This is a genomic window from Erwinia plantamica (assembly GCF_043420595.1).
Lineage (GTDB): Bacteria > Pseudomonadota > Gammaproteobacteria > Enterobacterales > Enterobacteriaceae > Erwinia > Erwinia aeris.
The window spans coordinates 231,168-256,530 of record NZ_JBGCUC010000007.1 but is presented as its reverse complement, the minus strand read 5'-3'; the positions used below and the strand labels follow the sequence as shown (position 1 = coordinate 256,530).

Sequence of the window (25,363 nt, the reverse complement as noted above, 5' to 3'; positions counted from 1 at the left end):
ATTAACAGCTCAACAGAGATAAGGACGGCGGTAAACCGATAGACACTGGTTGATAATTAAGCGCTTAAATAAACTGATGCGGTCCATTTTTTAATGCGCTATCCGGTTACGGATTAAACGACCTTAAGGCCTGGCTCTCTCCCGCAAACAGGTGACAGAAAAGAGCCTGGCCCTGGTAAAAGCATTTTCAGGCTAAAAAATAGCCGGTCGGGCTTCTGCCGGGTCTGCGGATTCACTCCTGGTGAAACGGCATTATTCGCCGCACGTTATCAGGCTGACCTGCGCGGCGACAATCCGCCAGCCTTGCGGCAGCTTCACCCATGTCTGCTGCTGACGACCAATCTTATCCGTTCCCTCACGGGTAAACTCTGTGCTGCATACCGCGTAATCATCGCCAAACGTGGTGATTACCGTATTACGCAGCTGACGAGCCAGGCCCTGTGCAGGACGCGCGGCGCGGAAAGCGCGGATCGCCTCAATCCCGTATAAATTTTCTCCTGCGCCCAGCCGCACGGTGCGCTCGTCATGCCAGAACAGCTCGTCGAGCACGTCGATATCGTTGCCGGTCAGCGCCTGCTCGTAGCGATAAAAAGCTTCGGTAACCTCTGCCAGCACCGAGGGGCGATTAATTTTATCCGTCATGCTGTCAATCCTCCTGCTACAGGTGCTTTAGCTATGCCCATTTTCTCCAGCGTCCATGCCACGCGCAGGCAGGCTTCTTCTTTAAACGGCGCGGCGATAAGCTGTAGGCCGATCGGCATGCCGCCCGGCGTTTGCAGCGGCACGGTCGTCACGGGCAGCCCCAGAAAGGAGATGGGCTGCGTCAACATGCCCATGCTGGCGCGGATGGGCAAATCGCTGCCGTTGATATGCATCGTTTCCTGTCCAATCAGCGTGGCGCTGGTGGGCGTGGCGGGCGCAATCAGCACGTCAAACTGCCCGAACAGGGGCAGCACCCGCTCACGAAAATAGTGGCGGAAGCGCTGCGCCTGCACGTACCAGGCGGAAGGCGTCATCGCACCGGCCAGCAGGCGCTCGCGCGACAGCGGCTCAAAACGCTCCGGCTGCGTGCGCAACGCGGGCAGCCAGGCGTTGCCGCCTTCGGCAGCGGTCAGGATAAACGCGGCGGTACGGGCCAGCGCGGCCTCCGGCATCAGCACCTCTTCCTGCGCATCAAGCGCTTTTGCGGCCTGCGCGACGGCTGCGCGGGCATCGTCATCACACCAGGTTTGAAAATAGCCGCCCAGCACGGCGTACCGCAGGCCCTGTGCGCCTTGCTCCAACAGGCGATGAACAGGCTGGATCGCTTTTTCCGCCTGAAAGCTATCCTGCGGATCGCGGCCCTGTAACGCATCGTAAACCAACGCCAGATCTTCGGTGCTGCGGGCGAAAGGCCCGATATGATCGAGGCTGGCGACAAAGGGCTGGCTGCCACTGCGCGACAGGCGGCCAAACGTCGGCTTCAGGCCAAAAATGCCGCACAGCGAAGCCGGTACCCGGATCGAGCCGTTGGTATCCGAGCCCAGTGAAAAATGCACCAGGCCAGCGGCGACGGCCGCCGCCGATCCGCCAGAGGATCCCCCGGCGATACGTTGGCTATCGTGAGGGTTACGCGTGGCGCCGTAGTGGCTGTTTTCCGTGGTAAAACCGTAGGCATAGGCGTCCATATTCACCATGCCGGACAGCAGCGCGCCCGCCTCGCTAAGCTTGCTCACTGCCCAGCTGTCTTTTTTGGCCGCCGGGCGATCGCTGAGCAGGCTGGCACCCGCCAGCGTGGTATGGCCCGCAACGTCAAAAAGATTTTTTACCGCGCAGGGAATGGCCGCCAGCGCGGGTAACGGACGATCCTCTTTGCGCTGACGATCGAGACGATCGGCCTCGCTCAACATGCGATCCCGCGTTACGCTCGTCCAGGCATTGATCGTCGGATCCAGTCGCTCGATCCCGTCCAGCGTTTGCTGCGCGATTTCTCTGGCGCTCAGCTCGCCTTTAAGCAGCGCGCTTTTTAGTTCGGCAATGGAAAGGGAGCTTAGCGTCATGCTTTATATACTCCTGCGATTTCCTGACGTTCATCCAGCGGGAACGCCATCAGCGGCGCGGCCATCTCGGCAATACGTGAAAACTGCACCAGCAGCTCGGCGCGACGACGGTCGTCCATCGGTACGCCCAGCACCTGCTCCATGTGGGCCAGATAAGCCGTCCAGTCAATTTCGGTGTTCATGATGTTCTCCTGTTAAAAACCGGCCGCGCTGCCGTTGCTGCGGGGATCGCTGGCGCCTTCCAGCATGCCGTTGGTATGGCGGACAATCGCGCCTGCGTGGCCGACCGCCTCGCTGAAATCCTCCAGTGCTTCGACTTCATGCCCCAGCTCGCGCAGGCGGGTAAAGGTAGCGGCAGAAAAACGGCCCTCCAGCTTCAGCGAATCGGAAGCCTGGCCCCAGGTGCGGCCGAGCAGCCAGCGCGGCGCGCTGACGCACTGCTGTAGCGGCATTCCCTGCACCACGTGACGGGTAAAAATGGCGGCCTGAGTCTGCGGCTGGCCGTCGCCGCCCATCGAGCCGTAGACCATGGTGCGGCCGTCGTTCAGCCGTGCGGCGGCGGGATTAAGCGTATGAAAAGGCTGTTTGCCCGGTGCTAAAGCCAGCAGGTGTTCGGGATCCAGGCTGAACGCCGCGCCGCGATTTTGCCAGGTGATGCCGGTGCCGGGCAGCACCACGCCGCTGCCGAATTCGTGATAGATGCTCTGAATAAAAGAGACGGCAAGGCCGCTGCTGTCCATCACGCCCATCCACACGGTATCACCCGGCCCTTTGCCGGTTCCCCAGCCGGCCGCGCGGCTGTCGCTGATTTGCCCCGCCAGCGTTTCGAGCTGGTCGGAATCAAGCAGCGCCTGCATCTCTTCGCGCATATGCATCGGATCGGTGAGATAGCGGTCGCGCAGGCCGAAAGCCAGCTTGGTCGCCTCCACGATGCGGTGCACGGTCTGCACCTCGTCTGCTTCCGCCATATTCAGATGATTGGTGATGCCCAAAATCGCCAGCGACACCAGGCCCTGGGTCGGCGGCGTCATATTAAAGACCTCGCCGTACTCGTGGCGGATGCTTAATGGCTTACGGCGCTTCGCCCGATGCTTATTAAGATCTTCCAGCGTAATCGGCATGCCAAGCGCCGACATTTCTGCCGCCAGGCGATTAGCCAGCGAGCCGCGATAAAAGCTGTCCAGCCCCTGTTCCGTCAGGATGCCCAGTGTGTTTGCCAGCGCCGGTTGGGTAAAGCGGCTGCCGGCGCGCGGCACCTCGCCATCCGGCAGGAAAGCGGCCGCGAAGCCCGGCTACGCCGCCAGCTCGTGATATTTGCCGGCGGTTGCGGTCGACTGCGATTGGGTGACGGGAATGCCGTCCGCCGCATAGCGGATCGCATCGGCCAGCAGGCGTGAAACGGGCATCACGGCACCGCTAAGCTCGTTGGCTATCGTCAGCGCTTCTGACCAGCCGCTGACCGTTCCGGCTACCGTCAGCGCCGATTTTGGCCCGCGATGGGGGATAGCCGCCGCGCCGTCATAAAAAGCGAAATCGGCCAGCGATCCGGCCGCGCCGCTGGCGTCGATGGCGATGGGATCGCCCTGCGGCGGCATAATCAGCCAGAAGCCGTCGCCACCCAGCCCGTTCATATGGGGATAAACCACGGCGATCGTGGCCGCCGCCGCGACCATCGCCTCAATAGCGTTGCCGCCTTCGCGCAGAATGGCCAGCGCGCTTTCACTGGCGAGATGATGAGGCGTTACGGCCATGCCAAGCGGAGCGAGATTACTTTGTATCATCACGTTCTCATTTTCAGGGACGGAGCAGAAAGGGAAGCAAGAGCTGTTCCAGTTTGTTGCAGCCGGAACGGCAGGGCAGTGAAAAAACGCATCCGGCTTGCAAGATGAAGGTGAACTTTTCTGCCCGGCACGTTATTTGTATACGTTATCTTCTCTGAAACAAAAGTTACAAGGTTCATATCATGAAGCAGCTTGATGAGCGCCTGAGAAATCACTATCCCCAGCTTTCTCCGCAGGAGCAGCGCGCGGCGGATTTCATTTTCGATCATTTTGACGATTTGATTAGCTATAACAGCGCAGAGCTGGCGCGGCTCAGCGGCGTTTCTAAAGCGACCGTCAGTCGCTTATTCAAACGTCTTGGCTATGAGAAATATCGCGATATGCGCGACGAGTTGCGTACGCTGCGCCAAAGCGGCATGCCGCTGACCGACAATCGCGACGCGGTGCAGGGCAACACGCTGCTGGCGCGCCACTACAAGCAAGAGATGGCAAACCTGACGCAGTGGGTAAGCCAGCTGGACGCCGCGCAGTTCGGCGAGGTGGTGCAAAGACTGGCCGCCAGCAGGCGCATCTTTATTGTCGGTATGCGCAACTCCTGGCCGGTGGCGCTGCACCTTCGGCAGCAGCTGTTGCAGGCGCGCGGCGAGGTCTCCGTCGTGCCGCAGCCGGGGCAGACGCTGGCGGAAGAGCTGCCGGATATGACGCCGGACGATGTAGTGGTGGTGATTGCCTTTCGCCGTCGTCCGCGCATCATTAAGCCCCTGCTGCAACAGCTTCAGCAGGCTGGCGTGCCCACGCTGGTGATTTGTGAGCCGCAGGCGCAGGCGATCCTGGCGCTGGCGACATGGCAGCTTTGCGCGCCGCTGGACAGCGTGTCCGCTTTCGACAGCTATGCCTGCGCCAACAGCCTCATCAACCTGCTGACCAATGCGCTGCTGCATGAGCTGTTAAGTAAAGGTCGTCAGCGCATCCATCATATCGCTAATCTGTACGGCCAGCTGGACGAGCTGGAACAACGCTGACAGGGCACCATTTTGGTGCTTTGCTTTATTTCAGGGCAGCGCCGCAGGCATCGGGAAACCATTTTCTGAACTTGCTGACATGCTTCTTTTTCTGCCTTATCTCCTGCTTTCTGGCTGGTTTGAAACCGCTTTTTCCTTTCTTTGCGTGCTGTTCCACGGCTGGCGATCCCTTTTTCCGTGGCTGGCACATTAGTTGCAAATGATTATTTCAGGAATCTTTCGTTTCATATTGGCTTAACCGGGGAAGAGAAAATGAAAAAAACGTTACTGGCGATCGCGGGCGCAGTATTGCTGTTCACCCAGGCCGCACAAGCGGATCAGTTGCAGGATATAGAGAAACGCGGCGTGCTTCGCGTCGCCGTGCCGCAGGACTTTCCGCCGTTTGGCTCGGTCGGCACCGAGCTACAGCCGCAGGGTTACGATATCGATATGGCGCGCTACCTGGCCAGCCAGATGAAACTTAAGTTACAGCTGGTGCCGGTCACCAGCGCCAACCGTGTCCCTTATTTACAGACGGATAAAGTGGATCTGGTGATCTCCAGCCTGGGTAAAAATCCCGAGCGGGAAAAAGTTATCGCCTTCAGCCGCGCCTATGCGCCTTTCTTCCTGGGCGTTTTCGGGCCGAAAGAGGCCGAACTGAAAGCGGCAGCCGGGCTGAGCGGCAAGTCGATTGGCGTAACTCGCGGCGCGGTGGAGGATATGGCATTAAGCGATATTGCGCCCAAAGACGCGCAGCTGAAACGCTATGAGGATAACAACACCACGCTGTCGGCCTACCTGTCGGGCCAGGTACAGTATGTGGCGACCGGCAACCTGGTGGTGGCGGCGATTGCGCGCCAGAACGCAGACAAAGCGCCGGTGGCTAAGTTTATGCTGAAAGATTCGCCCTGTTTTATCGGGATGCGCAAAGGCGAACCGGCGCTGAAGGCGAAGGTGGATGGCCTTATCGAACAGGCGATCAAAGATAAAACGCTGAACGGGCTGTCGCAGCAGTGGCTGAAAGCGCCGTTGCCGGCCGACTTCAGCGCGTAAGGGCCGGCCGATGACGGAGCAACTCGACTTTCCGGCGCTGCTGCCTTACTGGCCGCAGCTGCTGGCCGGACTCTGGATCACTATTCAGCTGACGGTGATGGCGACGGCGGGCGGCGTGGCGCTCGGTATTCTGGGCGCGGCGCTGCGTAGCGGACGGCCTTCGGCGCTCAGCCGCCTGTGGGGCTGCTACGTTGAGCTGATCCGCAACACGCCGTTTGTGGTGCAGCTGTTCTTTATCGTGTTTGGCCTGCCGAACCTGGGGCTGAAGCTGACCGCTGGCGAAGCGGCGCTGCTGGCGATGCTGATCAACCTGGGCGCCTACAGCACGGAAATTATCCGCGCCGGGATCCAGGTCACGCCGAAAGGCCAGTGGGAAGCGGGCCGGGTACTGGGCCTGACGCGGTCGCAGACTTTCCTGCGCGTGGTTTTGCCGCCTTCTTTAAAGCGCATTTATCCGGCGCTGGTCAGCCAGTGCATCATTGTGATGCTGGGATCGTCCGTGGTCTCGCAGGTTTCGTATGAAGAGCTGACCTTTGCCGCCAACCTGATCCAGTCACGCACCTTTTTAAGTTTTGAGGTCTATCTGGTCACCACACTGATTTATCTGGCGCTGTCGATCGCCATGCGTCAGCTGCTGCTGGCGGCCGGACGTAAATGGCTGGGAGGAACGGCCTGATGACGACATTTACCGACTGGGACATTCTGCGCAATTTACTGCTGGCGGCGCGCTGGACGCTGCTGCTGTCGCTGACTGCGTTCTTCGGCGGCACGCTGGTGGCGATGCCGCTGGTGATGGTGCGCCTGACGCGCCGCCGCTGGCCTAACCGGGTTATCAGCGCCTATATCGAGCTTTTTCAGGGCACGCCGCTGCTGATGCAGCTGTTCCTGGCGTTTTTCGGCGTGGCGCTGTTCGGCATCGACGTCTCGCCGTGGACGGCCGCCTCGCTGGCGCTGACGCTCTATACCAGCGCCTTTCTGATCGATATCTGGGTGGGCAGCATTAACGCGTTGCCGAAAGGGCAGTGGGAAGCGTCGCGCTGCCTGGGGCTTGCCAAAGGCCAGACGCTGTATCGCGTGGTGCTGCCGCAGGCGCTGCGTATCGGCATCGCGCCGACCGTGGGCTTTGCCGTACAGGTGGTCAAAGGCACCGCGCTGGCGTCGATTATCGGCTTTGTCGAGCTGACTAAAGCGGGCACCATCCTGAATAACGTGACCTACCAACCTTTTAAAGTTTTCGGGCTGGTGGCGCTGGGCTACTTCCTGATCTGCTATCCGCTGTCGCGCTACAGCCAGTACCTGGAGAAAAAATTCAATGCCGCTCATCACCATTAATCAGGTACAGAAATATTACGGCGCCAACCACGTGCTGAAAGGCGTGGATCTGGACATTGATATGGGCGAGGTCATCTCGATTATCGGCCGCAGCGGCTCGGGGAAAAGCACGCTACTGCGCTGCATCAACGGGCTGGAAGGCTATCAGGAAGGTAGCATCAAGCTGGGCGGCATGACCATTACCGATCGCGATTCGCAGGCGCGGGAAATCAGCCGCTCCGTCGGCATGGTGTTTCAGAACTTCAACCTGTTTCCGCATATGACGGCGCTGGAAAACGTCATGCTGGCGCCCAGGCGCGTGCTGAAAAAGAAAGAGGTGGAATGCCGGGCGCTGGCGGCGCAAATGCTGGAGAAGGTCGGCCTCGGTGAGCGCATGGATTACTACCCGTCCAGCCTTTCCGGCGGCCAGCAGCAGCGCGTGGCGATTGCGCGGGCGCTGGCGATGACGCCCAAAGTCTTACTGTGCGATGAAATCACCTCGGCGCTCGATCCGGAGCTGGTGGGTGAAGTGCTGAAGGTGCTTGAGCAGCTGGCCCGTGAAGGCATGACGCTGATTTTAGTCACGCACGAAATGAATTTTGCCCGGGAAGTGGGCGACCGCGTGGTGTTTATGCATCAGGGCCGCGTCTGGGAGCAGGGCGACAGCAAAAGCGTGTTCGCCAGCCCGCAGACGGCGGAGCTGAAACAGTTTATCTCATCGGTGCGCGGCCTGAGCTGAGCACCGGATCTGCAAGAGAAGGAAACGAAATGGATGTAACCCGCTATCCGCAAATTAATCCGCCGCAGCGCCTGTTGATGGGGCCTGGGCCTATTAACGCCGATCCTCGCGTATTGCGCGCCATGTCCAGCCAGCTGCTTGGGCAGTACGATCCGGCCATGACGCACTATATGAACGAGGTGATGGAACTGTATCGCGGCGTGTTTCGCACGCAGAACCGCTGGACGCTGTTGGTTGACGGCACCTCGCGCGCGGGCATCGAGGCTATTCTGCTGTCGGCGATCCGCCCCGGCGATAAGGTGCTGGTGCCCGTTTTTGGCCGCTTTGGCCATCTGCTGTGCGAGATCGCCCGCCGCTGCCGCGCGGAAGTGCACACCATCGAAGTGCCGTGGGGCGAAGTCTTCACGCCGGATCGCATCGAAGACGCGATCAAAACTGTGCGCCCTCGTCTGCTGCTGACCGTGCAGGGCGATACCTCCACCACCATGCTGCAACCGCTGGCCGATCTGGGCGGCATCTGTAAAAAATATGGCGTGCTGTTCTATACCGATGCCACGGCCTCGCTGGCCGGCAACGCGCTGGAAACCGACGCCTGGGGTCTGGACGCGGTCTCCGCCGGAATGCAGAAATGCCTCGGCGGCCCGTCCGGCACCTCGCCGATCACGCTAAGTTCGGAAATGGAAGCCGCGATCCGCAAACGCAAATGCGTAGAGGAAGGGATCCGCACGGCGGCGCATCAGGATGGCGACGACGAGATGATCTACTCCAACTATTTCGATCTGGGGATGATCATGGATTACTGGGGGCCGGAGCGGCTGAACCACCACACCGAAGCGACGTCGGCGCTGTTCGGCGCGCGTGAATGCGCGCGGCTGATTATGCAGGAGGGCCTGGATAACGGCATCGCCCGCCACGAGCTGCACGGCGACGCGCTGCTGCAAGGCATTCAGGGCATGGGGCTGGAAACCTTCGGCGACCTGCAACACAAGATGAACAACGTGCTGGGCGTGGTCATCCCGCAGGGCATTAACGGTGACCAGGTGCGCAAGCTGATGCTTGAGGACTTCGGCATTGAAATCGGCACCTCGTTCGGCCCGCTGCACGGCAAGGTCTGGCGCATCGGCACCATGGGCTATAACGCCCGTAAAGACTGCGTGATGCAGACGCTGAGCGCGCTGGAATCGGTGCTGACCTGGCTGGGTTATAAAACGCCTCAGGGCGCGGCGATGCAGGCGGCCTGGGATCGTTACGCCGTCGGGAGCCGCTGATGGAGCCACTCAATCTTGCAGAGGCGCAGCAGGCAGCGGCCAGGGTGATGGCGCGCTGCGATCGCCTGGCGGAAATCAGCGAAACGGCGGACGCGCTCACCCGCGTCTATCTGTCGCCTGAACACCTCCAGGCCAACCGGCTGGTAGGGGAATGGATGGCGGCGGCGGGAATGCGCATCTGGCAGGACAGCGTCGGCAATATCTGCGGACGCTATGAAGGGCAGCAGCCCGATGCCCCCGCTCTGCTGCTGGGATCGCATCTGGATACCGTGCGCAACGCGGGCCGCTACGACGGGATGCTCGGCGTGCTGACCGCGATTGAAGCCGTGCAGGCGCTGCACCGGCAAAATCTGCGGCTGCCGCTGGCGGTGGAAATCGTCGGCTTCGGCGACGAAGAGGGAACGCGCTTCGGCATCACGCTGCTGGGCAGTCGCGGCCTGACCGGAAGCTGGCCGGAAAGCTGGGTCAGCCATCCCGACGGCAACAGCATCACCGTGGCGCAGGCGATGGCCGACGTCGGGCTGGATGCGCAGGCGATTGGCGAGGCGGCGCGTGAGGTAAAAGATATCGTCGCCTATCTGGAGCTGCACATAGAGCAGGGGCCGTGCCTGGAGCAGGAAGACCTGGCGCTGGGCGTGGTCACGGCGATCAACGGCGCACGCCGCCTGAACTGCCGGTTTGTCGGTGAGGCGGGCCATGCGGGCACGGTGCCGATGACGCATCGTAAAGACGCGCTGGCGGCGGCAGCGGAATGGATGGTGTTTATCGAACAGGCTGCGGCAAAGCACGGCCCGCAGCTGGTGGCAACGGTCGGCACGCTCCAGTGCCTGCCGGGCGCGGTCAACGTGATCCCCGGCGAGGTGGCGCTGAGCCTGGACGTGCGGGGGCCGGAAGATCGGGCGCTGGCGGAACTGCTGTCGGCGCTGCTGACCCAGGCGGAAGCGATAGCGCTGCGGCGCGGCTTAAGCTTCAGCGCCGAAGAGTATTACCAGATCCCGGCGACGCGCTGTAACGAAAAACTTCAGGCGGCGCTGAGCCAGGCGGTAACGGCGGTGCAGGGCCGCTCGCTTTCGCTGCCCAGCGGCGCGGGTCACGACGCCATTGCCATGGCGGAGCGCTGGCCGGTCGGCATGTTGTTTGTCCGCTGCGATCGCGGCATCAGCCACCATCCGGCGGAATCGGTCAGGGTGGAAGACGTGGCGCTGGCGGTTCGCGCCTGGACGAAAGCGGTGAGCGAGATAGCGCTGTCAGCGGACAGCACAGGAGGTCAGCGTGTCGCCTGAACAGTTTAATCAGGCCCCGGTCACCGAGGCCAGAAAGCAGATTGCCCACTGCGTCGCGCTGGCAAGCTGGGTGGAAGAAGTGGTGGCCGCACGCCCTTTCGCGTCGTTGGACGAGCTGCTGCAAACCGGCGAGCAGCTGGCGAGCGGCTGGGACGGTCAGGCGCTGGACAAGGCGCTTTCCGCGCATCCACGCATCGGTGAAAAGGCGCAGGGCAGCGACAAAGAGGCCGCGCTTTCCAGCGGCGAGCAGGGCAGCGTTAAGGAGGCGGATGCCGCGCTGAAAGAGGCGCTACGGGTAGGAAACGCCGCTTACGAACAGCGCTTTGGCCGGGTGTTTTTAATCCGCGCTAAAGGGCGAAGCGCCGGAGAGATGCTGGCCGAACTGCATCGACGCCTCGCCAACGACCCGCAACAGGAGCAGCAGGAAGCGCTGGATCAGCTACGGGAAATCACTCTGCTGCGTTTAAAAGAGACGTTTCGCTAACCCAGCTACATTTGCACAGGAGAGTTCAATGAGCACCATCACCACGCATATTCTGGATACCGCGCTGGGCAAACCGGCGATTGGCGTCGCCGTTTCGCTGGAGCAGAACAGCAGTCAGGGCTGGCTGCCGGTGGCGCAGGGCGATACCGATGCGGATGGCCGCATCACAGACTTAACGCCCGAGCCGCTGGCGCCGGGCCATTACCGCTTAATTGCTGAGATCGGCGACTATTTTGCCGCCGACGGCCGCGACGCGCTCTACGTCAGCGCCCAAATCGATTTCGTGCTGCCGGAAGCGGGCAGCCACTATCACCTGCCTTTCCTGATTTCGCCGTGGTCGTGGTCTACCTATCGCGGCAGCTGATCCTTTTATCCTTCGGGCCGCAGCCTGAATGATGTTGGGGAGAGATTAATAACCAGCACCGCCTTTGCGGCGAGTGCAGCAGTGAGGGGTAAACATGAGCGCCAGGCCAGAAGATACGCGTTACCCGACAGGCAAATCTTTTGCCTGGGGATTGCAGCATGTATTGACGATGTACGGCGGCATTATCGCGCCGCCGTTGATTATCGGCTCGGCCGCCGGGCTGCACGCCGCCGAACTGGGGATGCTGGTGACGGCGGCGCTATTTGTCAGCGGCTGCGCCACGCTGCTCCAGGCGCTGGGCGTGCCCGGTTTCGGCTCACGTCTGCCGCTGGTGCAGGGCGTCTCTTTCGCGGGCGTGGCGACCATGGTGACGTTAGTGACCAGCGGCGGCGGCCTGCCGGTGGTGTTCGGCGCGGTGATCGCCTCTTCGCTGATTGGTCTGCTTATTGCTCCTTTGTTTGCCCATATCATCCGCTTTTTTCCTCCGGTGGTGACCGGCACCGTGATTACGGTGATCGGCCTGTCGCTGATGCCGGTCGCCGCGCGCTGGGCGATGGGCGGTAATCCACACGCGCCGGAATGGGGCTCGCCGGGCAATATCGGGCTGGCCGCGCTGACGCTGGGGATGGTGCTGCTGTTTCATCGCGTAGGCAACGCCGCGATAAAAAGGCTGGCCGTGCTGGCGGCTATGGTGTTGGGCACGCTGTTTGCTGTGGCAGGCGGTAAAACGCAGTTTTCGGGCGTGCTGCATGGCGACGTGGTGGCGCTGCCCGGCATCCTCAGCTTTGGGCTGCCGGTTTTCGACGTGGCGGCCATCCTGTCGATGACGCTGATCGTGCTGGTGCTGCTTACCGAAACCACTGCCGGGCTGATCGCTATCGGCGACATTGTCGGTACGCAGGTTGACGGTAAACGCATCGCCAGCGGGCTGCGGGCCGATATGCTGACCAGCGCGCTCGCGCCGCTGTTTAACTCCTTTCCTCAGAGCGCCTTCGCCCAGAACATTGGTCTGGTCGCTATTACCGGCATCAAAAGCCGCTATGTAGTGGCGGCGGGCGGCGCGATCCTGGTGCTGCTTGGCTGTCTGCCCGTGCTGGGCCGGATAGTCGCGGCCGTTCCCGCTCCGGTGCTGGGCGGCGCGGGCGTGGTATTGTTCGGCACCGTCGCGGCATCCGGTATCCGCACGCTGGCAAAGGTCGATTACAAAGAGAATATGAACCTGGTGGTGGTGGCGACGGCCATTGCGTTTGGCATGATCCCCATCGTGATGCCGACCTTTTACGACCGCTTCCCTGACTGGGTCAGAACGATTTTCCATTCCGGCATCAGCGCCGCCTGTGTCGTAGCCGTGCTGCTGAATATTGTGTTTAACAGCGTTACAGCAAAGGTAAGCGTGCAGGAAAGCCGATCGGGCTGAAGCATTCAGCCAGCAGGCTATGCAATGCCGGGCAGCAACGGCTTATAAACTAAACTCATCCGCATCGCGCCAGGCCGGAAAACGCTCCCGATATTCGCGCAGCGAATCCAGCGACAGCTCGGCGCTCAGTACCGCTGGCTGATGCGGTTCGCCAGCCGCCAGGATTTCGCCCTGCGGGCTGATAATCCGGCTGTCGCCGCTGTAGCTATGGCCGTTGGCATCATGGCCGGTGCGATTGCAACCGGCTACGTAAGCCTGATTTTCAATCGCCCGCGCCAGCAGCAACGCCTGCCAGTGCGCCGCACGCGCTGCCGGCCAGTTGGCGACATACAGCGCCAGATCGTAATCGTTGCGGCTGCGGGAAAACACCGGAAAGCGCAGGTCATAGCAAATCTGCGGCAGAATGCGCCAGCCGCGGAACGCTATGATTTCCCGCTTTTCGCCCGCCAGATAATGCTGGTGCTCGCCAGCCATGCGGAACAGATGACGCTTGTCATAGCGATGTACCGTGCCGTCCGGCTCCGCCAGCAGGAAGCGATTGACCGCGCCCGCGGGCGTCTGAACGGCGACGCTGCCGCCGATCATGGCATCAGCCGCGCGGGCTTTCTCCTGTAGCCAGCCCACCACGCGCGCTTCCGGCAGCGAGCTTTTCGCCGCCTCCATCGCAAAGCCGGTGGTAAACATTTCCGGCAGTACAATCAGGTCGCGGCCCGTTAATCCGGCTAACAGCTCGTCAAAAAAACGCAGATTGGCTTCGCCGTCCATCCAGACCAGCGGCTGCTGTAGCACGCTCAGGTTTAAAGCTGACATAGCCGCTCCGCTGCCGCATCCAGCGTGGCTTCCTGTTTGGCAAAGCACAGACGGATGAGTTTATGAGGGAAAGGCCCGGCGCAGAAAACCGACAGCGGGATCGCCGCCACGCCCGCTTCTTTGGTCAGCCACTGGCAAAAGGCGACGTCATCCAAATCGGAAACGGCGCTGTAGTCGGCCAGCAGAAAGTAGGTGCCTTCACACGGCAGGATTTTCAGGCGACTTTTCGCCAGCGCCTGTACAAAACGGTCACGGCGGGCACGATAAAACGCCGGCAGCTCGCGGTAGTGCTCTGGTTCGGCGTTCAGCATATCGGCCAATGCCAGCTGTGCGGGCGTGTTGACGGCAAAGGTCAGATACTGATGCACCTTGCGCACTTCCGCCGTTAAGGCTGGCGGCGCCACGCAGTAACCGACCTTCCAGCCGGTCATATGAAAGGTTTTGCCAAACGAGGAAACGGCAATAGCGCGCTCACGCAGCTGCGGATGGGCGAGCACGCTGGCGTGGCCCTCTTTGGCAAAGCAGATATGCTCGTAAACCTCGTCGCTCAGCACATAGATTTCCTGTGCTTTCACCGCCTGCCACAGCGAGGCAAAATCGCTTTTTTGCCAGACGGTAGCGGAAGGATTGTGTGGCGTATTGAGGATAACCAGACGGGTACGAGGCGACAGCAGCGCGGTAAATTCCTGCCAGTCGACGCGAAAAGCCGGCGGCTGCAAAGCGATGCGCTTCATCACGCCGCCAGCCAGCGCCACTGCTGGCGCATAGCTGTCGTAGCTGGGATCGAAACAGATCACCTCATCGCCCGGCCGCACCAGCGCGGTAATGGCGGCATACAGCGCTTCGGTCGCGCCTGCCGTCACCGTGATTTCGCTGTCGACGTCGGGTTTATGCCCGTAAAGCTCCGCCGTTTTAGCCGCAATCGCCTGCCGCAGCGGCTGCACGCCGGTCATCGGCGCATACTGGTTGGCGCCAGCGCTGACGTGATGCGCCAGGCGCGCTTTCAGATAATCCGGGCCGTCGAAATCCGGGAAGCCCTGAGAAAGATTAATGGCGTTATGCTGCTGCGCCAGCGCGCTCATTTGCGAAAAAATAGTGGTACCCAGAGCGGGGAGTTTGCTCTCAGGCTTAATCGGCGTCTGGCTCATGATTAGTCACCCTTGCGGAACGCTATGGATATGTTTTAGCCCGTTGCTGCCACTATAACGTCAGTGCTAATATTTGGCAATCAAGACGCTTAGACGTCTAAACGATAAGAATATGCCGTGCTTAGCGGTTGAAAAGGAAGGTTATGACAACATCGCAATTAGATCGGCTGGTGGCGGCCTGCCACTGGATCGGTGCCAAAGGCTGGGCGCCCGCCACCGGCGGCAATATGTCGGTGCGGCAGGACAGCGAGTTTTGCCTGCTGAGCGAATCCGGCAAAGACAAAGGTTCGCTAACCCGCGAGGACTTTATTCAGGTCGCCATCGCCACTAACCATGCGCCTTCCGGCCGCAGGCCTTCCGCAGAAACGGGCCTGCATACGCTAATCTATCGTCTGTTTCCCGAAGCGGGTGCCGTACTGCACGTTCATACGGTGAACGCGACCGTACTCTCAAGAGTTGAGAAACGCGCCGCATTAGTATTGCAAGGCTATGAAATGCAGAAAACGCTGGCCGGACAAAGCTCGCATCTGGAAGAGGTGGCTATTGCGCTGTTCGATAACGATCAGGATATTGAGGCGCTGGCGAAACGTATTGAGCAGTACGCGGAAGGCCATCCGCTGCGCTACGGTTTCCTGCTGCGCGGCCACGGCCTGACCTGCTGGGGAAGAGACGTGAACGAAGCGCGTCGCCATCTTGAAGGGCTGGAGTTCCTTTTCCAGTGTGAATTACAACGTCGGCTTCTGGAGGCCAAATGATCCGCGCTATTGTCACCGATATTGAAGGCACCACCAGCGATATTCGCTTCGTACACAACGTGCTTTTCCCGTATGCGCGCGAAAATCTGGCGGCCTTTATTGCCGCTTTTCAGCACCGGGAAGAGGTGGCGCAGGCGCTGAGCGATCTGCGTGATGAAATCGCGCAGCCGCAGGCCACGGTAGAGGATTTAATCACCGTGCTGTTCGGTTTTATGGATGAAGACCGCAAATCCACCGCGCTGAAAGCGTTACAGGGCATGATCTGGCGCGATGGCTATCTTAACGGCAGCTTTACCGGCCATCTCTATCCGGACGTGCTGCCCGCGCTGAAAGCCTGGCACCAGGCTGGCATTGGGCTGTATGTTTATTCATCCGGCTCGGTAGCTGCGCAGAAATTGTTATTTGGCTACAGCGACGAGGGTGATATTACCTCGTTGTTCAGCGGCTATTTCGATACGCACGTCGGGGCCAAGCGCGAAACGGACTCTTACCGCAATATTGCCGCAGATATCGGGCTGGCACCGGGCGAGCTGCTGTTTTTATCCGATATTCGTCAGGAGCTGGACGCCGCTCGGGAAGCGGGCTGGCATACCGTGCAGCTAATTCGCGATGAAGCGGATGACGTCAGCCGTCATCCTCAGGTCAACCGGTTCGATCACCTTACTCTGGAGTCGTTTGTATGAGCGCACTGACCATTTTTACCGACAGCGAAGCGAAAACGCCGATCTGGCAAAGTACCGATGAAGAAGCGATCCGTCAGAAACTGAGTGGCAAAAACGTGCGTTTTGAGCGCTGGCAGGCGGATCGCGATTTAGGCGTGGATCCGCAGCCGGAAACGGTTATAAACGCTTATCAGCACGCTATCGATCGGCTGGTCGCGGAAAAAGGCTACCAGAGCTGGGACGTAATCAGTATGCGCGCGGACAATCCGCAGAAAGAGACGCTGCGGGAAAAGTTTCTTTCCGAACATACGCATGGCGAGGACGAAGTGCGGTTCTTCGTGGAGGGGGCGGGGCTGTTCTGCCTGCATCTGGACGGGCATATTTATCAAATCCTGTGTGAAAAGAACGATCTAATCTCCGTGCCTGCGGGAACGCCGCACTGGTTTGATATGGGATCGTCACCGCACTTTACCGCTATCCGTATTTTCGACAATCAGGAAGGCTGGATTGCGAACTTCACTGGCGACAGGATTGCCGATGCCTATCCGCGATTGCCGTAAGCAAATCTCTGAGCCATGATGAAAATGGCCGTTTTACAAAACGGGCGGACAGACTGGCCGCCCGGGTTTATCTCAATCAGGTAACCGGAGCGCCAATAAAATAAGACAGTTACTCATTAGCAACTGGGCCACCTGTTTTCAATGGTGCTTTAAAAGTAGTTATTTTCGTTTCTTATTTTCATCTGCTGGAAATAATTAATGCAGTGGTTTTGGAAAGTGTTTTAAATAGTTACATATATAAATGAACATTATGATGCTAATTAATAGCCGGGGAAGTCTGGTAGATAAAGCGATAATAAAGATTTTTGGTTTTCATCTTAAAATATTGATCTTTAATATTTAAACTTTAATGCCTAATGTCAGGGTTTGCAGTCAGGGTTTGCAGTCAGGGTTTACAGTCAGGGTTTGCGGTCAGGGTTTGCAGTCAGGGTTTGCGGTTAGAGTTTGCGGTCAGGGTTTGCAGTCAGGGTTTGCAGTTAAGCGGGGCTGAAAGTTGTATTCGTTCTGATGGGGCGCTTTAAACACTTCCTTTCTCGATTTTTCATGTAGTGACGTGAAATTACCATGTTTAAGCCTCTTTTGATTGGTTATTTTCTTATTGTTAATGAATCTTGCCTGTTTTTTTTGTTTTTTCACTGCAGGGTGAATATTTATTTTGACGGGGATGTTTTATCAGACGTAGTATGATTTTGCTCTGTCAGAAGGGGATATACTATTTTCAGGTGATAAGTCGTGCCTCACGCTGCTATTTCTGTGTGGCGCCGTTCAATTTTAAAAGGAAATTAAAATGAGAGAAATAACCCGAACAGAAGCCACCCGCGTCAGCGGCGGAAGCTTTTTATGCGATCTCAGTCAGGCCAACCTGGCGTTAACCGCCAACCTGTTCAAAGTAGGTTTCTTTTTGCTGGGCGGGCTGGTATTGATGAACTGTCTGTGTTCAGGGGCACAAACACCACCAACACCAGCACCAACAACACCAACACCAGCACCAACAACAGCACCAGAACCCCCCCTGTAGTCACGATCTTTCATGTCCCATAAAATGATGCCGTCATTTTAACCTGCGGGCGCTGCTATAACGCGGCGTCCGGGCCAGTTTACCTTCCGTCAGTTTGTTACACGGCACTTCCTGTTCTCCGTCCGCCTGAAAGCTTTGCCAGGCGCGCGCTGTCCTGTGTTTTTTAGTGGCGCGGCGCTTAAGGTGTCGTTAACCTGTCTTCGTTTTGTATGCACAGACTTAAGGGAAACATTATGAATGAGGCACAGGTCCGTCTGGCTATTGTTGGCGCAGCGGGACGCATGGGGCGTCAGTTAATTCAGGCCGCTCACGAAGCGGAAGGCGTTTGCGTGGGAGCCGCGCTGGTGCGTAACGGCTCTTCTTTGGTCGGCATTGACGCGGGCGAGCTGGCCGGAACCGGTACGCTGGGCGTGAAGGTCAGCGATCGGCTGGTTGCCGATGAGTTTGATGTCCTGATCGACTTTACCCGTCCCGAAGGCACGCTGGAATATCTGGCGTTTTGTCGTCAGCACAAAAAAGCGATGGTCATCGGCACCACCGGCTTTGACGAGGCCGGTAAGGCGGCGATCGGCGCGGCTGCGCAAGAGATAGCCATCGTTTTTGCCGCCAACTTCAGCGTGGGCGTCAATCTGGTGCTGAAGCTGCTGGAGCAGGCCGCGCAGGTGATGGGCGATTATGCGGACATCGAAATTATCGAAGCGCACCATCGCCATAAGGTTGATGCGCCTTCCGGCACCGCGCTGGCGATGGGCGAAGCGATAGCGGACGCCATGGACTGGGATCTTAAAGAGCATGCGGTCTATAGTCGGGAAGGGCACACCGGCGAACGTAAGCCACAAACCATTGGTTTTGCTACCGTGCGGGCAGGCGATATCGTCGGCGAGCATACCGCGATGTTTGCGGATATTGGCGAGCGTATAGAGATAACGCACAAGGCTTCAAGTCGTATGACCTTTGCAAAAGGCGCTGTTCGTGCTGCATCCTGGGTTTTTGCGAGTAAAGAAGGTCTTTTTGATATGAGGAATGTGCTTAATATTGATAATAATTGATAAGTACGAGTCTGGATATTTTTTTAAGCTGCTGTTTTAATTGGGTAGTTTTGCTGCCCTTTTTTATTTGTGCATATAAATAATATTTAGATGGTATTTTTAACAAAAAGTTGTTTTTAGGTGTTTTTCTGCATTTTTACAGGGTTGATTTGTTAATTTTGACCATTTGGTCCACTATTTTTCGGGCTATCTGGATTTTTCCCATTCATTTCGTCAGGCAACCGTTTTTATCACCACGATAGTTGCTGTTTTTGGTGGCTATCATCATCTTTTTACGCCAGTGGCACAAAAAACAATGAAAAACTCCGCTTCAGGGTAGACATCAGCCGGGGCGATCATTAGAATGCGCGCAATTTGCCAAAAATCGAGCAGGCAGGCAGGTTTTGCATTGATTTAAAGGTGTATCATGAATTAATATGCAAATAATGTGACTGTTTATTCTCTGGAGGATGTTTTGATTAAGTCAGCGCTATTGGTTCTGGAAGACGGAACCCAATTCCACGGTCGGGCCATCGGGGCAACAGGAACGGCAGTGGGTGAAGTTGTTTTCAACACTTCAATGACCGGTTATCAAGAAATCCTCACTGATCCTTCCTATTCCCGCCAGATTGTTACTCTCACTTATCCTCATATCGGCAATGTCGGCACCAATATCGCCGATGAAGAATCCGCCCAGGTTCATGCTGAAGGCCTGGTTATCCGCGACCTGCCGTTGATCGCCAGCAACTTCCGTAATGAAGAGGGGCTTTCCGCTTACCTGAAGCGTCTGAATATTGTCGCCATTGCCGATATCGACACGCGTAAGCTGACCCGTCTGCTGCGTGAAAAAGGCGCGCAGAACGGCTGCATCATCGCAGGCGACGCGCCGGATGCCGAGCTGGCGCTGCAAAAAGCAAAAGCTTTTCCAGGCCTGAAGGGCATGGATCTGGCGAAGGAAGTCACCACGCAAGAAACCTACAAGTGGCTACAGGGCAGCTGGACGCTGGACGGCCTGCCTGCACCGAAGAAAGAAGAGGAGCTGCCTTTCCACGTGGTGGCCTACGATTACGGCGTGAAGCGAAATATCCTGCGGATGCTGGTGGATCGCGGCTGTCGTCTGACGGTTGTCCCGGCGCAAACGCCTGCGGAAGAGGTAATGAAGATGAACCCGGACGGCATCTTCCTCTCTAACGGCCCTGGCGATCCGGAACCCTGCGACTACGCTATCGCCGCGATTAAGACTTTCCTGGAAACGGAGATCCCGGTATTCGGCATCTGCCTGGGCCATCAGCTGCTGGCGCTGGCCAGCGATGTGAAAACGGTGAAGATGAAGCTGGGCCACCACGGCGGCAACCATCCGGTGAAAGATCACGACAACAATACCGTGATGATCACCGCGCAAAACCACGGTTTTGCCGTAGACAACAACAACCTGCCAGCGAACCTGCGTATTACCCATACCTCGCTGTTTGACCACACGGTGCAGGGCATTCATCGCACGGATAAGCCGGCGTTCAGTTTCCAGGGCCATCCCGAAGCCAGCCCTGGCCCACACGACGCCGCACCGCTGTTCGATCACTTTATCGAACTGATCGAAGCCTACCGTTCAAATAAATAATCAGGAGCGAAAGAATGCCAAAACGTACCGACATAAAAAGTATCCTGATCCTGGGCGCGGGTCCGATCGTTATCGGCCAGGCCTGTGAATTTGACTACTCTGGCGCGCAGGCCTGTAAAGCGCTGCGCGAAGAGGGCTATCGCGTTATCCTGGTGAACTCCAACCCGGCGACCATCATGACCGACCCGGAAATGGCCGATGCCACCTACATCGAACCGATTCACTGGGAAGTGGTGCGCAAAATTATTGAGAAAGAGCGTCCGGATGCCGTGCTGCCGACCATGGGCGGCCAGACCGCGCTGAACTGCGCGCTGGAGCTGGAGCGTCAGGGCGTGCTGGAAGAGTTCAACGTCACCATGATTGGCGCGACGGCGGATGCAATTGATAAAGCGGAAGACCGCCAGCGTTTCGATAAGGCGATGAAGAAAATCGGCCTTGAAACCGCACGTTCCGGTATCGCCCATAATATGGAAGAAGCGCTGAAAGTTGCTGAAGACGTTGGCTTCCCGTGCATTATCCGTCCCTCCTTTACCATGGGCGGCAGCGGCGGCGGTATCGCTTACAACCGCGAAGAATTTGAAGAGATTTGCGAGCGCGGTCTGGATCTGTCGCCAACCAACGAACTGCTGATTGATGAATCGCTGATCGGTTGGAAAGAGTATGAAATGGAAGTGGTGCGTGACAAAAACGACAACTGCATCATTGTCTGCTCCATTGAAAACTTTGACGCGATGGGCATCCATACCGGTGACTCCATCACCGTAGCGCCTGCGCAGACGCTGACCGACAAAGAGTACCAGATCATGCGTAACGCCTCGATGGCGGTACTGCGTGAAATCGGCGTGGAAACCGGCGGCTCCAACGTGCAGTTCTCGGTGAACCCGGAAAACGGTCGTCTGATCATTATCGAAATGAACCCGCGCGTTTCCCGCTCTTCGGCGCTGGCTTCCAAAGCGACCGGCTTCCCGATTGCGAAAATCGCCGCCAAGCTGGCCGTCGGCTATACGCTGGACGAGCTGATGAACGATATCACCGGCGGCCGCACGCCGGCCTCGTTTGAGCCTTCCATCGACTATGTCGTCACCAAAATCCCTCGCTTCAACTTTGAAAAGTTTGCGGGCACCAACGATCGTCTGACCACGCAGATGAAGTCCGTGGGCGAAGTGATGGCGATTGGCCGCACCTTGCAGGAATCAATGCAGAAAGCACTGCGCGGCCTGGAAGTAGGCGCGCACGGTTTCGACCCGAAAGTTGACCTGAACGATGCGGAAGCGCTGACCACCATTCGCCGCGAGCTGAAAGATGCCGGCTGTGACCGTATCTGGTATGTGGCCGATGCGTTCCGCGCGGGCATGTCCGTGGACGGCGTCTTCAATCTGACCAATATTGACCGCTGGTTCCTGGTGCAGATCGAAGAGCTGGTGCGGCTGGAAGAGCAGGTTGCCCGCGAAGGCATCAACGGCCTGACCGCCGATTTCCTGCGTACCCTGAAGCGTAAAGGCTTTGCCGACGCGCGCCTGGCCGTGCTGGCTGGCGTGGCGGAATCAGAAGTGCGCAAGCTGCGTCAGCAGTATAATCTGCACCCGGTTTACAAGCGCGTGGATACCTGTGCGGCGGAGTTCTCTACCGATACCGCCTATATGTACTCCACCTATGAAGAAGAGTGCGAAGCCAATCCCAACCAGGATCGCGACAAGATCATGGTGCTGGGCGGCGGGCCAAACCGTATCGGTCAGGGCATTGAGTTTGACTACTGCTGCGTGCACGCCGCGCTGGCGCTGCGTGAAGACGGCTATGAAACCATTATGGTTAACTGCAACCCGGAAACCGTCTCTACCGATTACGATACCTCTGACCGCCTCTACTTTGAGCCGGTCACGCTGGAAGACGTGCTGGAAATTGTGCGCATCGAGAAGCCAAAAGGCGTGATCGTGCAGTACGGCGGCCAGACGCCGCTGAAGCTGGCGCGCGCGCTGGAAGCCGCAGGCGTGCCGGTTATCGGCACCAGCCCGGATGCGATTGACCGTGCCGAAGACCGCGAGCGTTTTCAACAGGCGGTGGACCGCCTGGGCCTGAAGCAGCCGGCCAACGCAACGGTCACGGCGCTGGAGCAGGCGGTGGAAAAAGCGGTGGCTATCGGCTATCCGCTGGTGGTGCGTCCTTCTTACGTGCTGGGCGGCCGGGCAATGGAAATCGTCTATGACGAAATTGACCTGAAGCGCTATTTCCAGACGGCGGTTTCCGTTTCCAACGATGCACCGGTGCTGCTGGATCGCTTCCTGGACGACGCGGTTGAAGTGGACGTTGACGCCATCTGCGACGGCGAGCGCGTGCTGATAGGCGGCATCATGGAACATATCGAGCAGGCTGGCGTGCACTCCGGCGACTCGGCCTGTTCACTGCCGGCCTATACGCTGAGCAAAGAGATCCAGAACGTAATGCGTCAGCAGGTCGAAAAACTGGCCTTTGAGCTTTGCGTGCGCGGGCTGATGAACGTGCAGTTCGCGGTAAAAGATAACGAAGTCTATCTGATTGAGGTTAACCCTCGCGCCGCGCGTACCGTGCCGTTTGTCTCTAAAGCGACCGGCGTGCCGCTGGCGAAAGTCGCCGCGCGCGTGATGGCGGGCAAAACGCTGGCAGAGCAGGGCGTAACGGAAGAGGTGATCCCGCCTTATTATTCGGTGAAGGAAGTGGTACTGCCGTTTAATAAATTCCAGGGTGTCGATCCTATCCTTGGCCCGGAAATGCGCTCCACCGGCGAAGTCATGGGCGTTGGCCGCACCTTTGCCGAAGCTTTCTCTAAAGCGATGCTGGGCGCGCAAAGCAATATGAAGAAAAGCGGCCGCGCGCTGCTCTCCGTTCGCGAAGGCGACAAAAAGCGTATTGTGGATCTGGCCGCTAAGCTGCAAAAGCTGGGCTTTGAGCTGGACGCCACCCACGGCACGGCGGTAGTGCTGGGCGAAGCGGGCATCAATCCGCGTCTGGTTAACAAGGTGCATGAAGGCCGCCCGCATATTCAGGATCGCCTGAAGAACGGGGAATATGCCTACATTGTTAACACCACGGCCGGACGCCAGGCGATTGAGGATTCCAAACTGATCCGCCGCAGCGCGTTGCAGTATAAGGTGCACTATGACACCACGCTGAACGGCGGTTTCGCGACGGCTATGTCGCTGAATGCCGATCCGACTGAGCAGGTGATCTCCGTGCAGGAAATGCACGCGCAGATCAAACAGGCTTAAAGCGTTTTCTCTGCCCATCCCCGCTACGGCGGGGATTTTTTTATCTCCGCCGCGTTCCCGCCCCAATAATGTGTTTTGTGACGCCTTTAAAATTGATGCGCCAAAAAATGCTATAGGCTTGTCCCGTTGCCGAACCGTCGGCGCTTTTACTCAACATCAGGGATGAAACAATGAAAAAACGCTTAATAGCTCTGGCCTGCATGGCCTTTTTTTCGCAGGCCTTTGCGGCGAAAGACGTTACCACGCAACCTGACTTTTATTTCCTGCAGGAGGCGCAATCCCCCGACAGCCTGACGCTGTTGCCGCCGCCGCCCGCGACGGACAGCATCGAATTTCTTAACGACAAAGCGCAGTACGAGCTGGGCAAAAGCCTGCGCGATACGCCCCGGGGCAAGCAGGCGTGGCAAGATGCGCATGTCGCAGGCGATGGCGTGGCCGCGGCTTTTTCCGGCGCGTTTGGACGAGAAATCAGCAAGAGTAAAACGCCGGAGCTTTATCGGCTGGTGATGAAAATGCGTGAGGATGCCGGCGATTTGGCCACCCGCAGCGCCAAAATTCGCTATATGCGCATTCGTCCTTTTGCTTTTTATCAGGAACCGACCTGCCGCACCGATCAGCAGCAGGAGCTGTCTACCAACGGCGCTTATCCTTCCGGGCATACAACAATTGGCTGGGCTACGGCGCTGGTGCTGACCGAAATAAACCCCGCCAGACAGAATGAAATCCTCAAGCGCGGCTATGAAATGGGCCAGAGCCGGGTAATTTGCGGCTATCACTGGCAGAGCGATGTTAACGCCGCCCGCATCGTCGGCGGGGCTGTCGTGGCCCGTCTGCACGCTGACGAAAGTTTTATGCAACAGCTACAAAAAGCGAAGGACGAGTTTAAACGTCAGACGACGCTGGCCGGAAACCTCGACAGATAACCCACCGCAGAATAACCCTGTGGTTTTACCCCGTCCGCGCGTGGGAAGTAGGTATTGCTGCTGCCGTATAGTCGCTAAAGCCGCAAAGTAAAAAGGCCCGGTTGCCAACAATGCCAACCGGGCCTTCGCTTATCCCCCGCTAATCAGGAGAGCGCGACTTTGATACCGAAAGCGATCAGCACGGTGCCCAGCAGCCTGTCGATCAGCTTCTGCGCGCGGGCCAGGCCACGGCGTACGGGCGGGCTTTGGATCAGCACCACCAGCGTCGGCCACCAGATGGAAGAGAGCGTGATAATAATGCCTGCATACCAAATCTTCTCGCCCAGGCTGGAATGCACGTTCAGCACCTGCGTAAACATCGACAGGAAAAACAGCGTGGCCTTAGGATTCAGCAGATTGCAAAGGTAGCCCTGCATAAAGGCTTTCTTTAACGAGGTGCTTTCCGCCGCGACGTTGCTGAGGTCCATCTTGCTGCCGCCGCGTGAAAGCAGCGCCTGGATGCCGACGTAGATCAGATAAGCCGCCCCGGCATACTTCAGCAGCATAAACAGCCACGGCGTGGTGGTGATCACCACCGCCAGCCCGGCGACGCAATAGGTCATATGCGTTGCCACGGCGCAGTTAACGCCAAGCGCCGTCATCAGCGCGGCGCGGCGTGGATAGCGCGCGGCATTTTTGATAATCAGAAAAAAATCGGGGCCGGGCGAAAGCATGCCCAGCGTCGCAATAGTGACGATAAGTAAACTGGTTTCTAACATGGTGTTCTCAGAATTCAGCAGAAGAGAGAAACCCCAAAGGGTTTGCCGTGGCTATTTTAGCCTGAAGCGCTAATAAATAACACGGCGCCGCTAAACCTTTA

General features: G+C 58.3%; 24 protein-coding genes and 1 pseudogene. 18 read left to right on the top strand and 7 right to left on the bottom strand.

Features of this window, described 5'->3' with window-relative positions:
- Nucleotides 1-252: 252 nt before the first annotated feature.
- From hpxZ to AB3U87_RS09955, 4 genes and pseudogenes are all read right to left on the bottom strand, one after another.
- Nucleotides 253-642 (bottom strand): oxalurate catabolism protein HpxZ, encoded by a 390-nt coding sequence (gene hpxZ, locus AB3U87_RS09970; RefSeq protein ID WP_301253361.1) that lies wholly within the window; start codon nucleotides 640-642, stop codon nucleotides 253-255.
- Complete coding sequence (locus AB3U87_RS09965) at nucleotides 639-2,039, bottom strand: AtzE family amidohydrolase (RefSeq protein WP_394148912.1); 1,401 nt, start codon at nucleotides 2,037-2,039, stop codon at nucleotides 639-641. Before AB3U87_RS09965 ends, hpxZ begins: the two co-directional genes overlap by 4 nt.
- Nucleotides 2,036-2,221, bottom strand: a complete 186-nt coding sequence (gene hpxX, locus AB3U87_RS09960; RefSeq protein WP_253455343.1) for an oxalurate catabolism protein HpxX — start codon at nucleotides 2,219-2,221, stop codon at nucleotides 2,036-2,038. Before hpxX ends, AB3U87_RS09965 begins: the two co-directional genes overlap by 4 nt.
- 12 nt (nucleotides 2,222-2,233) lie before the next feature.
- Nucleotides 2,234-3,820 (bottom strand): annotated as a pseudogene (locus AB3U87_RS09955) (gamma-glutamyltransferase family protein).
- Between the two features lie 182 nt (nucleotides 3,821-4,002).
- On the opposite strand from AB3U87_RS09955, the gene hpxU reads away from it, so the two are divergent.
- The 10 genes from hpxU to AB3U87_RS09905 all read left to right on the top strand — a co-directional run bounded on the left by hpxU (nucleotide 4,003) and on the right by AB3U87_RS09905 (nucleotide 12,740).
- Nucleotides 4,003-4,842 carry a MurR/RpiR family transcriptional regulator HpxU gene (gene hpxU, locus AB3U87_RS09950; RefSeq protein ID WP_253455341.1) on the top strand — a complete coding sequence of 280 codons (840 nt, stop codon included), beginning with the start codon at nucleotides 4,003-4,005 and terminating at the stop codon, nucleotides 4,840-4,842.
- A gap of 252 nt (nucleotides 4,843-5,094) precedes the next feature.
- The gene (locus AB3U87_RS09945; protein WP_253455340.1) at nucleotides 5,095-5,874 is read left to right on the top strand and encodes a transporter substrate-binding domain-containing protein; all 780 of its coding nucleotides are present in this window, start codon (nucleotides 5,095-5,097) and stop codon (nucleotides 5,872-5,874) included.
- Nucleotides 5,875-5,884: 10 nt separating this feature from the next.
- Nucleotides 5,885-6,550 carry an amino acid ABC transporter permease gene (locus AB3U87_RS09940; RefSeq protein ID WP_253455339.1) on the top strand — a complete coding sequence of 222 codons (666 nt, stop codon included), beginning with the start codon at nucleotides 5,885-5,887 and terminating at the stop codon, nucleotides 6,548-6,550.
- On the top strand, nucleotides 6,550-7,206 hold the full coding sequence (locus AB3U87_RS09935) for an amino acid ABC transporter permease (RefSeq protein WP_301730741.1): 657 nt from the start codon (nucleotides 6,550-6,552) through the stop codon (nucleotides 7,204-7,206). The genes AB3U87_RS09940 and AB3U87_RS09935 overlap by 1 nt, the downstream gene beginning before the upstream one ends.
- Nucleotides 7,187-7,924, top strand: a complete 738-nt coding sequence (locus AB3U87_RS09930; RefSeq protein WP_253455337.1) for an amino acid ABC transporter ATP-binding protein — start codon at nucleotides 7,187-7,189, stop codon at nucleotides 7,922-7,924. The genes AB3U87_RS09935 and AB3U87_RS09930 overlap by 20 nt, the downstream gene beginning before the upstream one ends.
- A gap of 29 nt (nucleotides 7,925-7,953) precedes the next feature.
- The gene (locus AB3U87_RS09925) at nucleotides 7,954-9,192 is read left to right on the top strand and encodes a pyridoxal-phosphate-dependent aminotransferase family protein (protein WP_370735027.1); all 1,239 of its coding nucleotides are present in this window, start codon (nucleotides 7,954-7,956) and stop codon (nucleotides 9,190-9,192) included.
- The gene (hpxK, locus tag AB3U87_RS09920) at nucleotides 9,192-10,475 is read left to right on the top strand and encodes an allantoate amidohydrolase (RefSeq protein WP_394148911.1); all 1,284 of its coding nucleotides are present in this window, start codon (nucleotides 9,192-9,194) and stop codon (nucleotides 10,473-10,475) included. Before AB3U87_RS09925 ends, hpxK begins: the two co-directional genes overlap by 1 nt.
- Nucleotides 10,465-10,959: a 2-oxo-4-hydroxy-4-carboxy-5-ureidoimidazoline decarboxylase gene (uraD, locus tag AB3U87_RS09915; protein WP_394148910.1), complete on the top strand. Its 495-nt coding sequence runs from the start codon at nucleotides 10,465-10,467 to the stop codon at nucleotides 10,957-10,959. The genes hpxK and uraD overlap by 11 nt, the downstream gene beginning before the upstream one ends.
- Before the next feature lie 28 nt (nucleotides 10,960-10,987).
- Entirely contained in the window at nucleotides 10,988-11,323 is a 336-nt protein-coding gene (gene uraH, locus AB3U87_RS09910; RefSeq protein WP_253455333.1) for a hydroxyisourate hydrolase, read from the top strand.
- A gap of 94 nt (nucleotides 11,324-11,417) precedes the next feature.
- On the top strand, nucleotides 11,418-12,740 hold the full coding sequence (locus tag AB3U87_RS09905) for a nucleobase:cation symporter-2 family protein (protein ID WP_394148909.1): 1,323 nt from the start codon (nucleotides 11,418-11,420) through the stop codon (nucleotides 12,738-12,740).
- A gap of 42 nt (nucleotides 12,741-12,782) precedes the next feature.
- Here the strand turns inward: AB3U87_RS09905 and AB3U87_RS09900 are convergent, their stop codons facing one another.
- Entirely contained in the window at nucleotides 12,783-13,550 is a 768-nt protein-coding gene (locus tag AB3U87_RS09900; protein ID WP_394148908.1) for an amidohydrolase, read from the bottom strand.
- Nucleotides 13,538-14,698 (bottom strand): pyridoxal phosphate-dependent aminotransferase, encoded by a 1,161-nt coding sequence (locus AB3U87_RS09895; RefSeq protein WP_394148907.1) that lies wholly within the window; start codon nucleotides 14,696-14,698, stop codon nucleotides 13,538-13,540. Before AB3U87_RS09895 ends, AB3U87_RS09900 begins: the two co-directional genes overlap by 13 nt.
- A 143-nt stretch (nucleotides 14,699-14,841) precedes the next feature.
- Between AB3U87_RS09895 and AB3U87_RS09890 the strand changes: the two genes are divergently transcribed.
- The 8 genes from AB3U87_RS09890 (at nucleotide 14,842) to AB3U87_RS09855 (ending at nucleotide 24,504) form a co-directional block, all read left to right on the top strand.
- The gene (locus tag AB3U87_RS09890) at nucleotides 14,842-15,453 is read left to right on the top strand and encodes a methylthioribulose 1-phosphate dehydratase (RefSeq protein ID WP_394148906.1); all 612 of its coding nucleotides are present in this window, start codon (nucleotides 14,842-14,844) and stop codon (nucleotides 15,451-15,453) included.
- Complete coding sequence (mtnC, locus tag AB3U87_RS09885; protein WP_301253352.1) at nucleotides 15,450-16,136, top strand: acireductone synthase; 687 nt, start codon at nucleotides 15,450-15,452, stop codon at nucleotides 16,134-16,136. Before AB3U87_RS09890 ends, mtnC begins: the two co-directional genes overlap by 4 nt.
- Nucleotides 16,133-16,675 (top strand): 1,2-dihydroxy-3-keto-5-methylthiopentene dioxygenase, encoded by a 543-nt coding sequence (locus AB3U87_RS09880; protein ID WP_253455327.1) that lies wholly within the window; start codon nucleotides 16,133-16,135, stop codon nucleotides 16,673-16,675. Before mtnC ends, AB3U87_RS09880 begins: the two co-directional genes overlap by 4 nt.
- A 787-nt stretch (nucleotides 16,676-17,462) precedes the next feature.
- Nucleotides 17,463-17,693 (top strand): hypothetical protein, encoded by a 231-nt coding sequence (locus AB3U87_RS09875; RefSeq protein ID WP_301251487.1) that lies wholly within the window; start codon nucleotides 17,463-17,465, stop codon nucleotides 17,691-17,693.
- Between the two features lie 233 nt (nucleotides 17,694-17,926).
- Nucleotides 17,927-18,742, top strand: a complete 816-nt coding sequence (gene dapB, locus AB3U87_RS09870; protein ID WP_394148905.1) for a 4-hydroxy-tetrahydrodipicolinate reductase — start codon at nucleotides 17,927-17,929, stop codon at nucleotides 18,740-18,742.
- A 454-nt stretch (nucleotides 18,743-19,196) separates the two neighbouring features.
- Nucleotides 19,197-20,339, top strand: coding sequence for a glutamine-hydrolyzing carbamoyl-phosphate synthase small subunit (carA, locus tag AB3U87_RS09865; RefSeq protein ID WP_301251485.1), 1,143 nt, complete (start codon nucleotides 19,197-19,199; stop codon nucleotides 20,337-20,339).
- A 14-nt stretch (nucleotides 20,340-20,353) separates the two neighbouring features.
- Nucleotides 20,354-23,581: a carbamoyl-phosphate synthase large subunit gene (carB, locus tag AB3U87_RS09860; RefSeq protein ID WP_253455323.1), complete on the top strand. Its 3,228-nt coding sequence runs from the start codon at nucleotides 20,354-20,356 to the stop codon at nucleotides 23,579-23,581.
- Between the two features lie 170 nt (nucleotides 23,582-23,751).
- Entirely contained in the window at nucleotides 23,752-24,504 is a 753-nt protein-coding gene (locus tag AB3U87_RS09855) for an acid phosphatase (RefSeq protein WP_301730729.1), read from the top strand.
- Nucleotides 24,505-24,647: 143 nt separating this feature from the next.
- Here the strand turns inward: AB3U87_RS09855 and AB3U87_RS09850 are convergent, their stop codons facing one another.
- Nucleotides 24,648-25,262 (bottom strand): LysE family transporter, encoded by a 615-nt coding sequence (locus tag AB3U87_RS09850; protein ID WP_253455321.1) that lies wholly within the window; start codon nucleotides 25,260-25,262, stop codon nucleotides 24,648-24,650.
- Nucleotides 25,263-25,363 lie beyond the last annotated feature (101 nt).

Excerpts from the sequence above, each read along its gene's own strand:
- hpxZ (WP_301253361.1), bottom strand. The coding sequence starts at position 642 with ATGACGGATAAAATTAATCGCCCCTCGGTGCTGGCAGAGGTTACCGAA.
- AB3U87_RS09965 (WP_394148912.1), bottom strand. The coding sequence starts at position 2,039 with ATGACGCTAAGCTCCCTTTCCATTGCCGAACTAAAAAGCGCGCTGCTT.
- hpxX (WP_253455343.1), bottom strand. The coding sequence starts at position 2,221 with ATGAACACCGAAATTGACTGGACGGCTTATCTGGCCCACATGGAGCAG.
- hpxU (WP_253455341.1), top strand. The coding sequence starts at position 4,003 with ATGAAGCAGCTTGATGAGCGCCTGAGAAATCACTATCCCCAGCTTTCT.
- AB3U87_RS09945 (WP_253455340.1), top strand. The coding sequence starts at position 5,095 with ATGAAAAAAACGTTACTGGCGATCGCGGGCGCAGTATTGCTGTTCACC.
- AB3U87_RS09940 (WP_253455339.1), top strand. The coding sequence starts at position 5,885 with ATGACGGAGCAACTCGACTTTCCGGCGCTGCTGCCTTACTGGCCGCAG.
- AB3U87_RS09935 (WP_301730741.1), top strand. The coding sequence starts at position 6,550 with ATGACGACATTTACCGACTGGGACATTCTGCGCAATTTACTGCTGGCG.
- AB3U87_RS09930 (WP_253455337.1), top strand. The coding sequence starts at position 7,187 with ATGCCGCTCATCACCATTAATCAGGTACAGAAATATTACGGCGCCAAC.
- AB3U87_RS09925 (WP_370735027.1), top strand. The coding sequence starts at position 7,954 with ATGGATGTAACCCGCTATCCGCAAATTAATCCGCCGCAGCGCCTGTTG.
- hpxK (WP_394148911.1), top strand. The coding sequence starts at position 9,192 with ATGGAGCCACTCAATCTTGCAGAGGCGCAGCAGGCAGCGGCCAGGGTG.
- uraH (WP_253455333.1), top strand. The coding sequence starts at position 10,988 with ATGAGCACCATCACCACGCATATTCTGGATACCGCGCTGGGCAAACCG.
- AB3U87_RS09905 (WP_394148909.1), top strand. The coding sequence starts at position 11,418 with ATGAGCGCCAGGCCAGAAGATACGCGTTACCCGACAGGCAAATCTTTT.
- AB3U87_RS09900 (WP_394148908.1), bottom strand. The coding sequence starts at position 13,550 with ATGTCAGCTTTAAACCTGAGCGTGCTACAGCAGCCGCTGGTCTGGATG.
- AB3U87_RS09895 (WP_394148907.1), bottom strand. The coding sequence starts at position 14,698 with ATGAGCCAGACGCCGATTAAGCCTGAGAGCAAACTCCCCGCTCTGGGT.
- AB3U87_RS09890 (WP_394148906.1), top strand. The coding sequence starts at position 14,842 with ATGACAACATCGCAATTAGATCGGCTGGTGGCGGCCTGCCACTGGATC.
- mtnC (WP_301253352.1), top strand. The coding sequence starts at position 15,450 with ATGATCCGCGCTATTGTCACCGATATTGAAGGCACCACCAGCGATATT.
- AB3U87_RS09880 (WP_253455327.1), top strand. The coding sequence starts at position 16,133 with ATGAGCGCACTGACCATTTTTACCGACAGCGAAGCGAAAACGCCGATC.
- AB3U87_RS09875 (WP_301251487.1), top strand. The coding sequence starts at position 17,463 with ATGAGAGAAATAACCCGAACAGAAGCCACCCGCGTCAGCGGCGGAAGC.
- dapB (WP_394148905.1), top strand. The coding sequence starts at position 17,927 with ATGAATGAGGCACAGGTCCGTCTGGCTATTGTTGGCGCAGCGGGACGC.
- carB (WP_253455323.1), top strand. The coding sequence starts at position 20,354 with ATGCCAAAACGTACCGACATAAAAAGTATCCTGATCCTGGGCGCGGGT.
- AB3U87_RS09855 (WP_301730729.1), top strand. The coding sequence starts at position 23,752 with ATGAAAAAACGCTTAATAGCTCTGGCCTGCATGGCCTTTTTTTCGCAG.
- AB3U87_RS09850 (WP_253455321.1), bottom strand. The coding sequence starts at position 25,262 with ATGTTAGAAACCAGTTTACTTATCGTCACTATTGCGACGCTGGGCATG.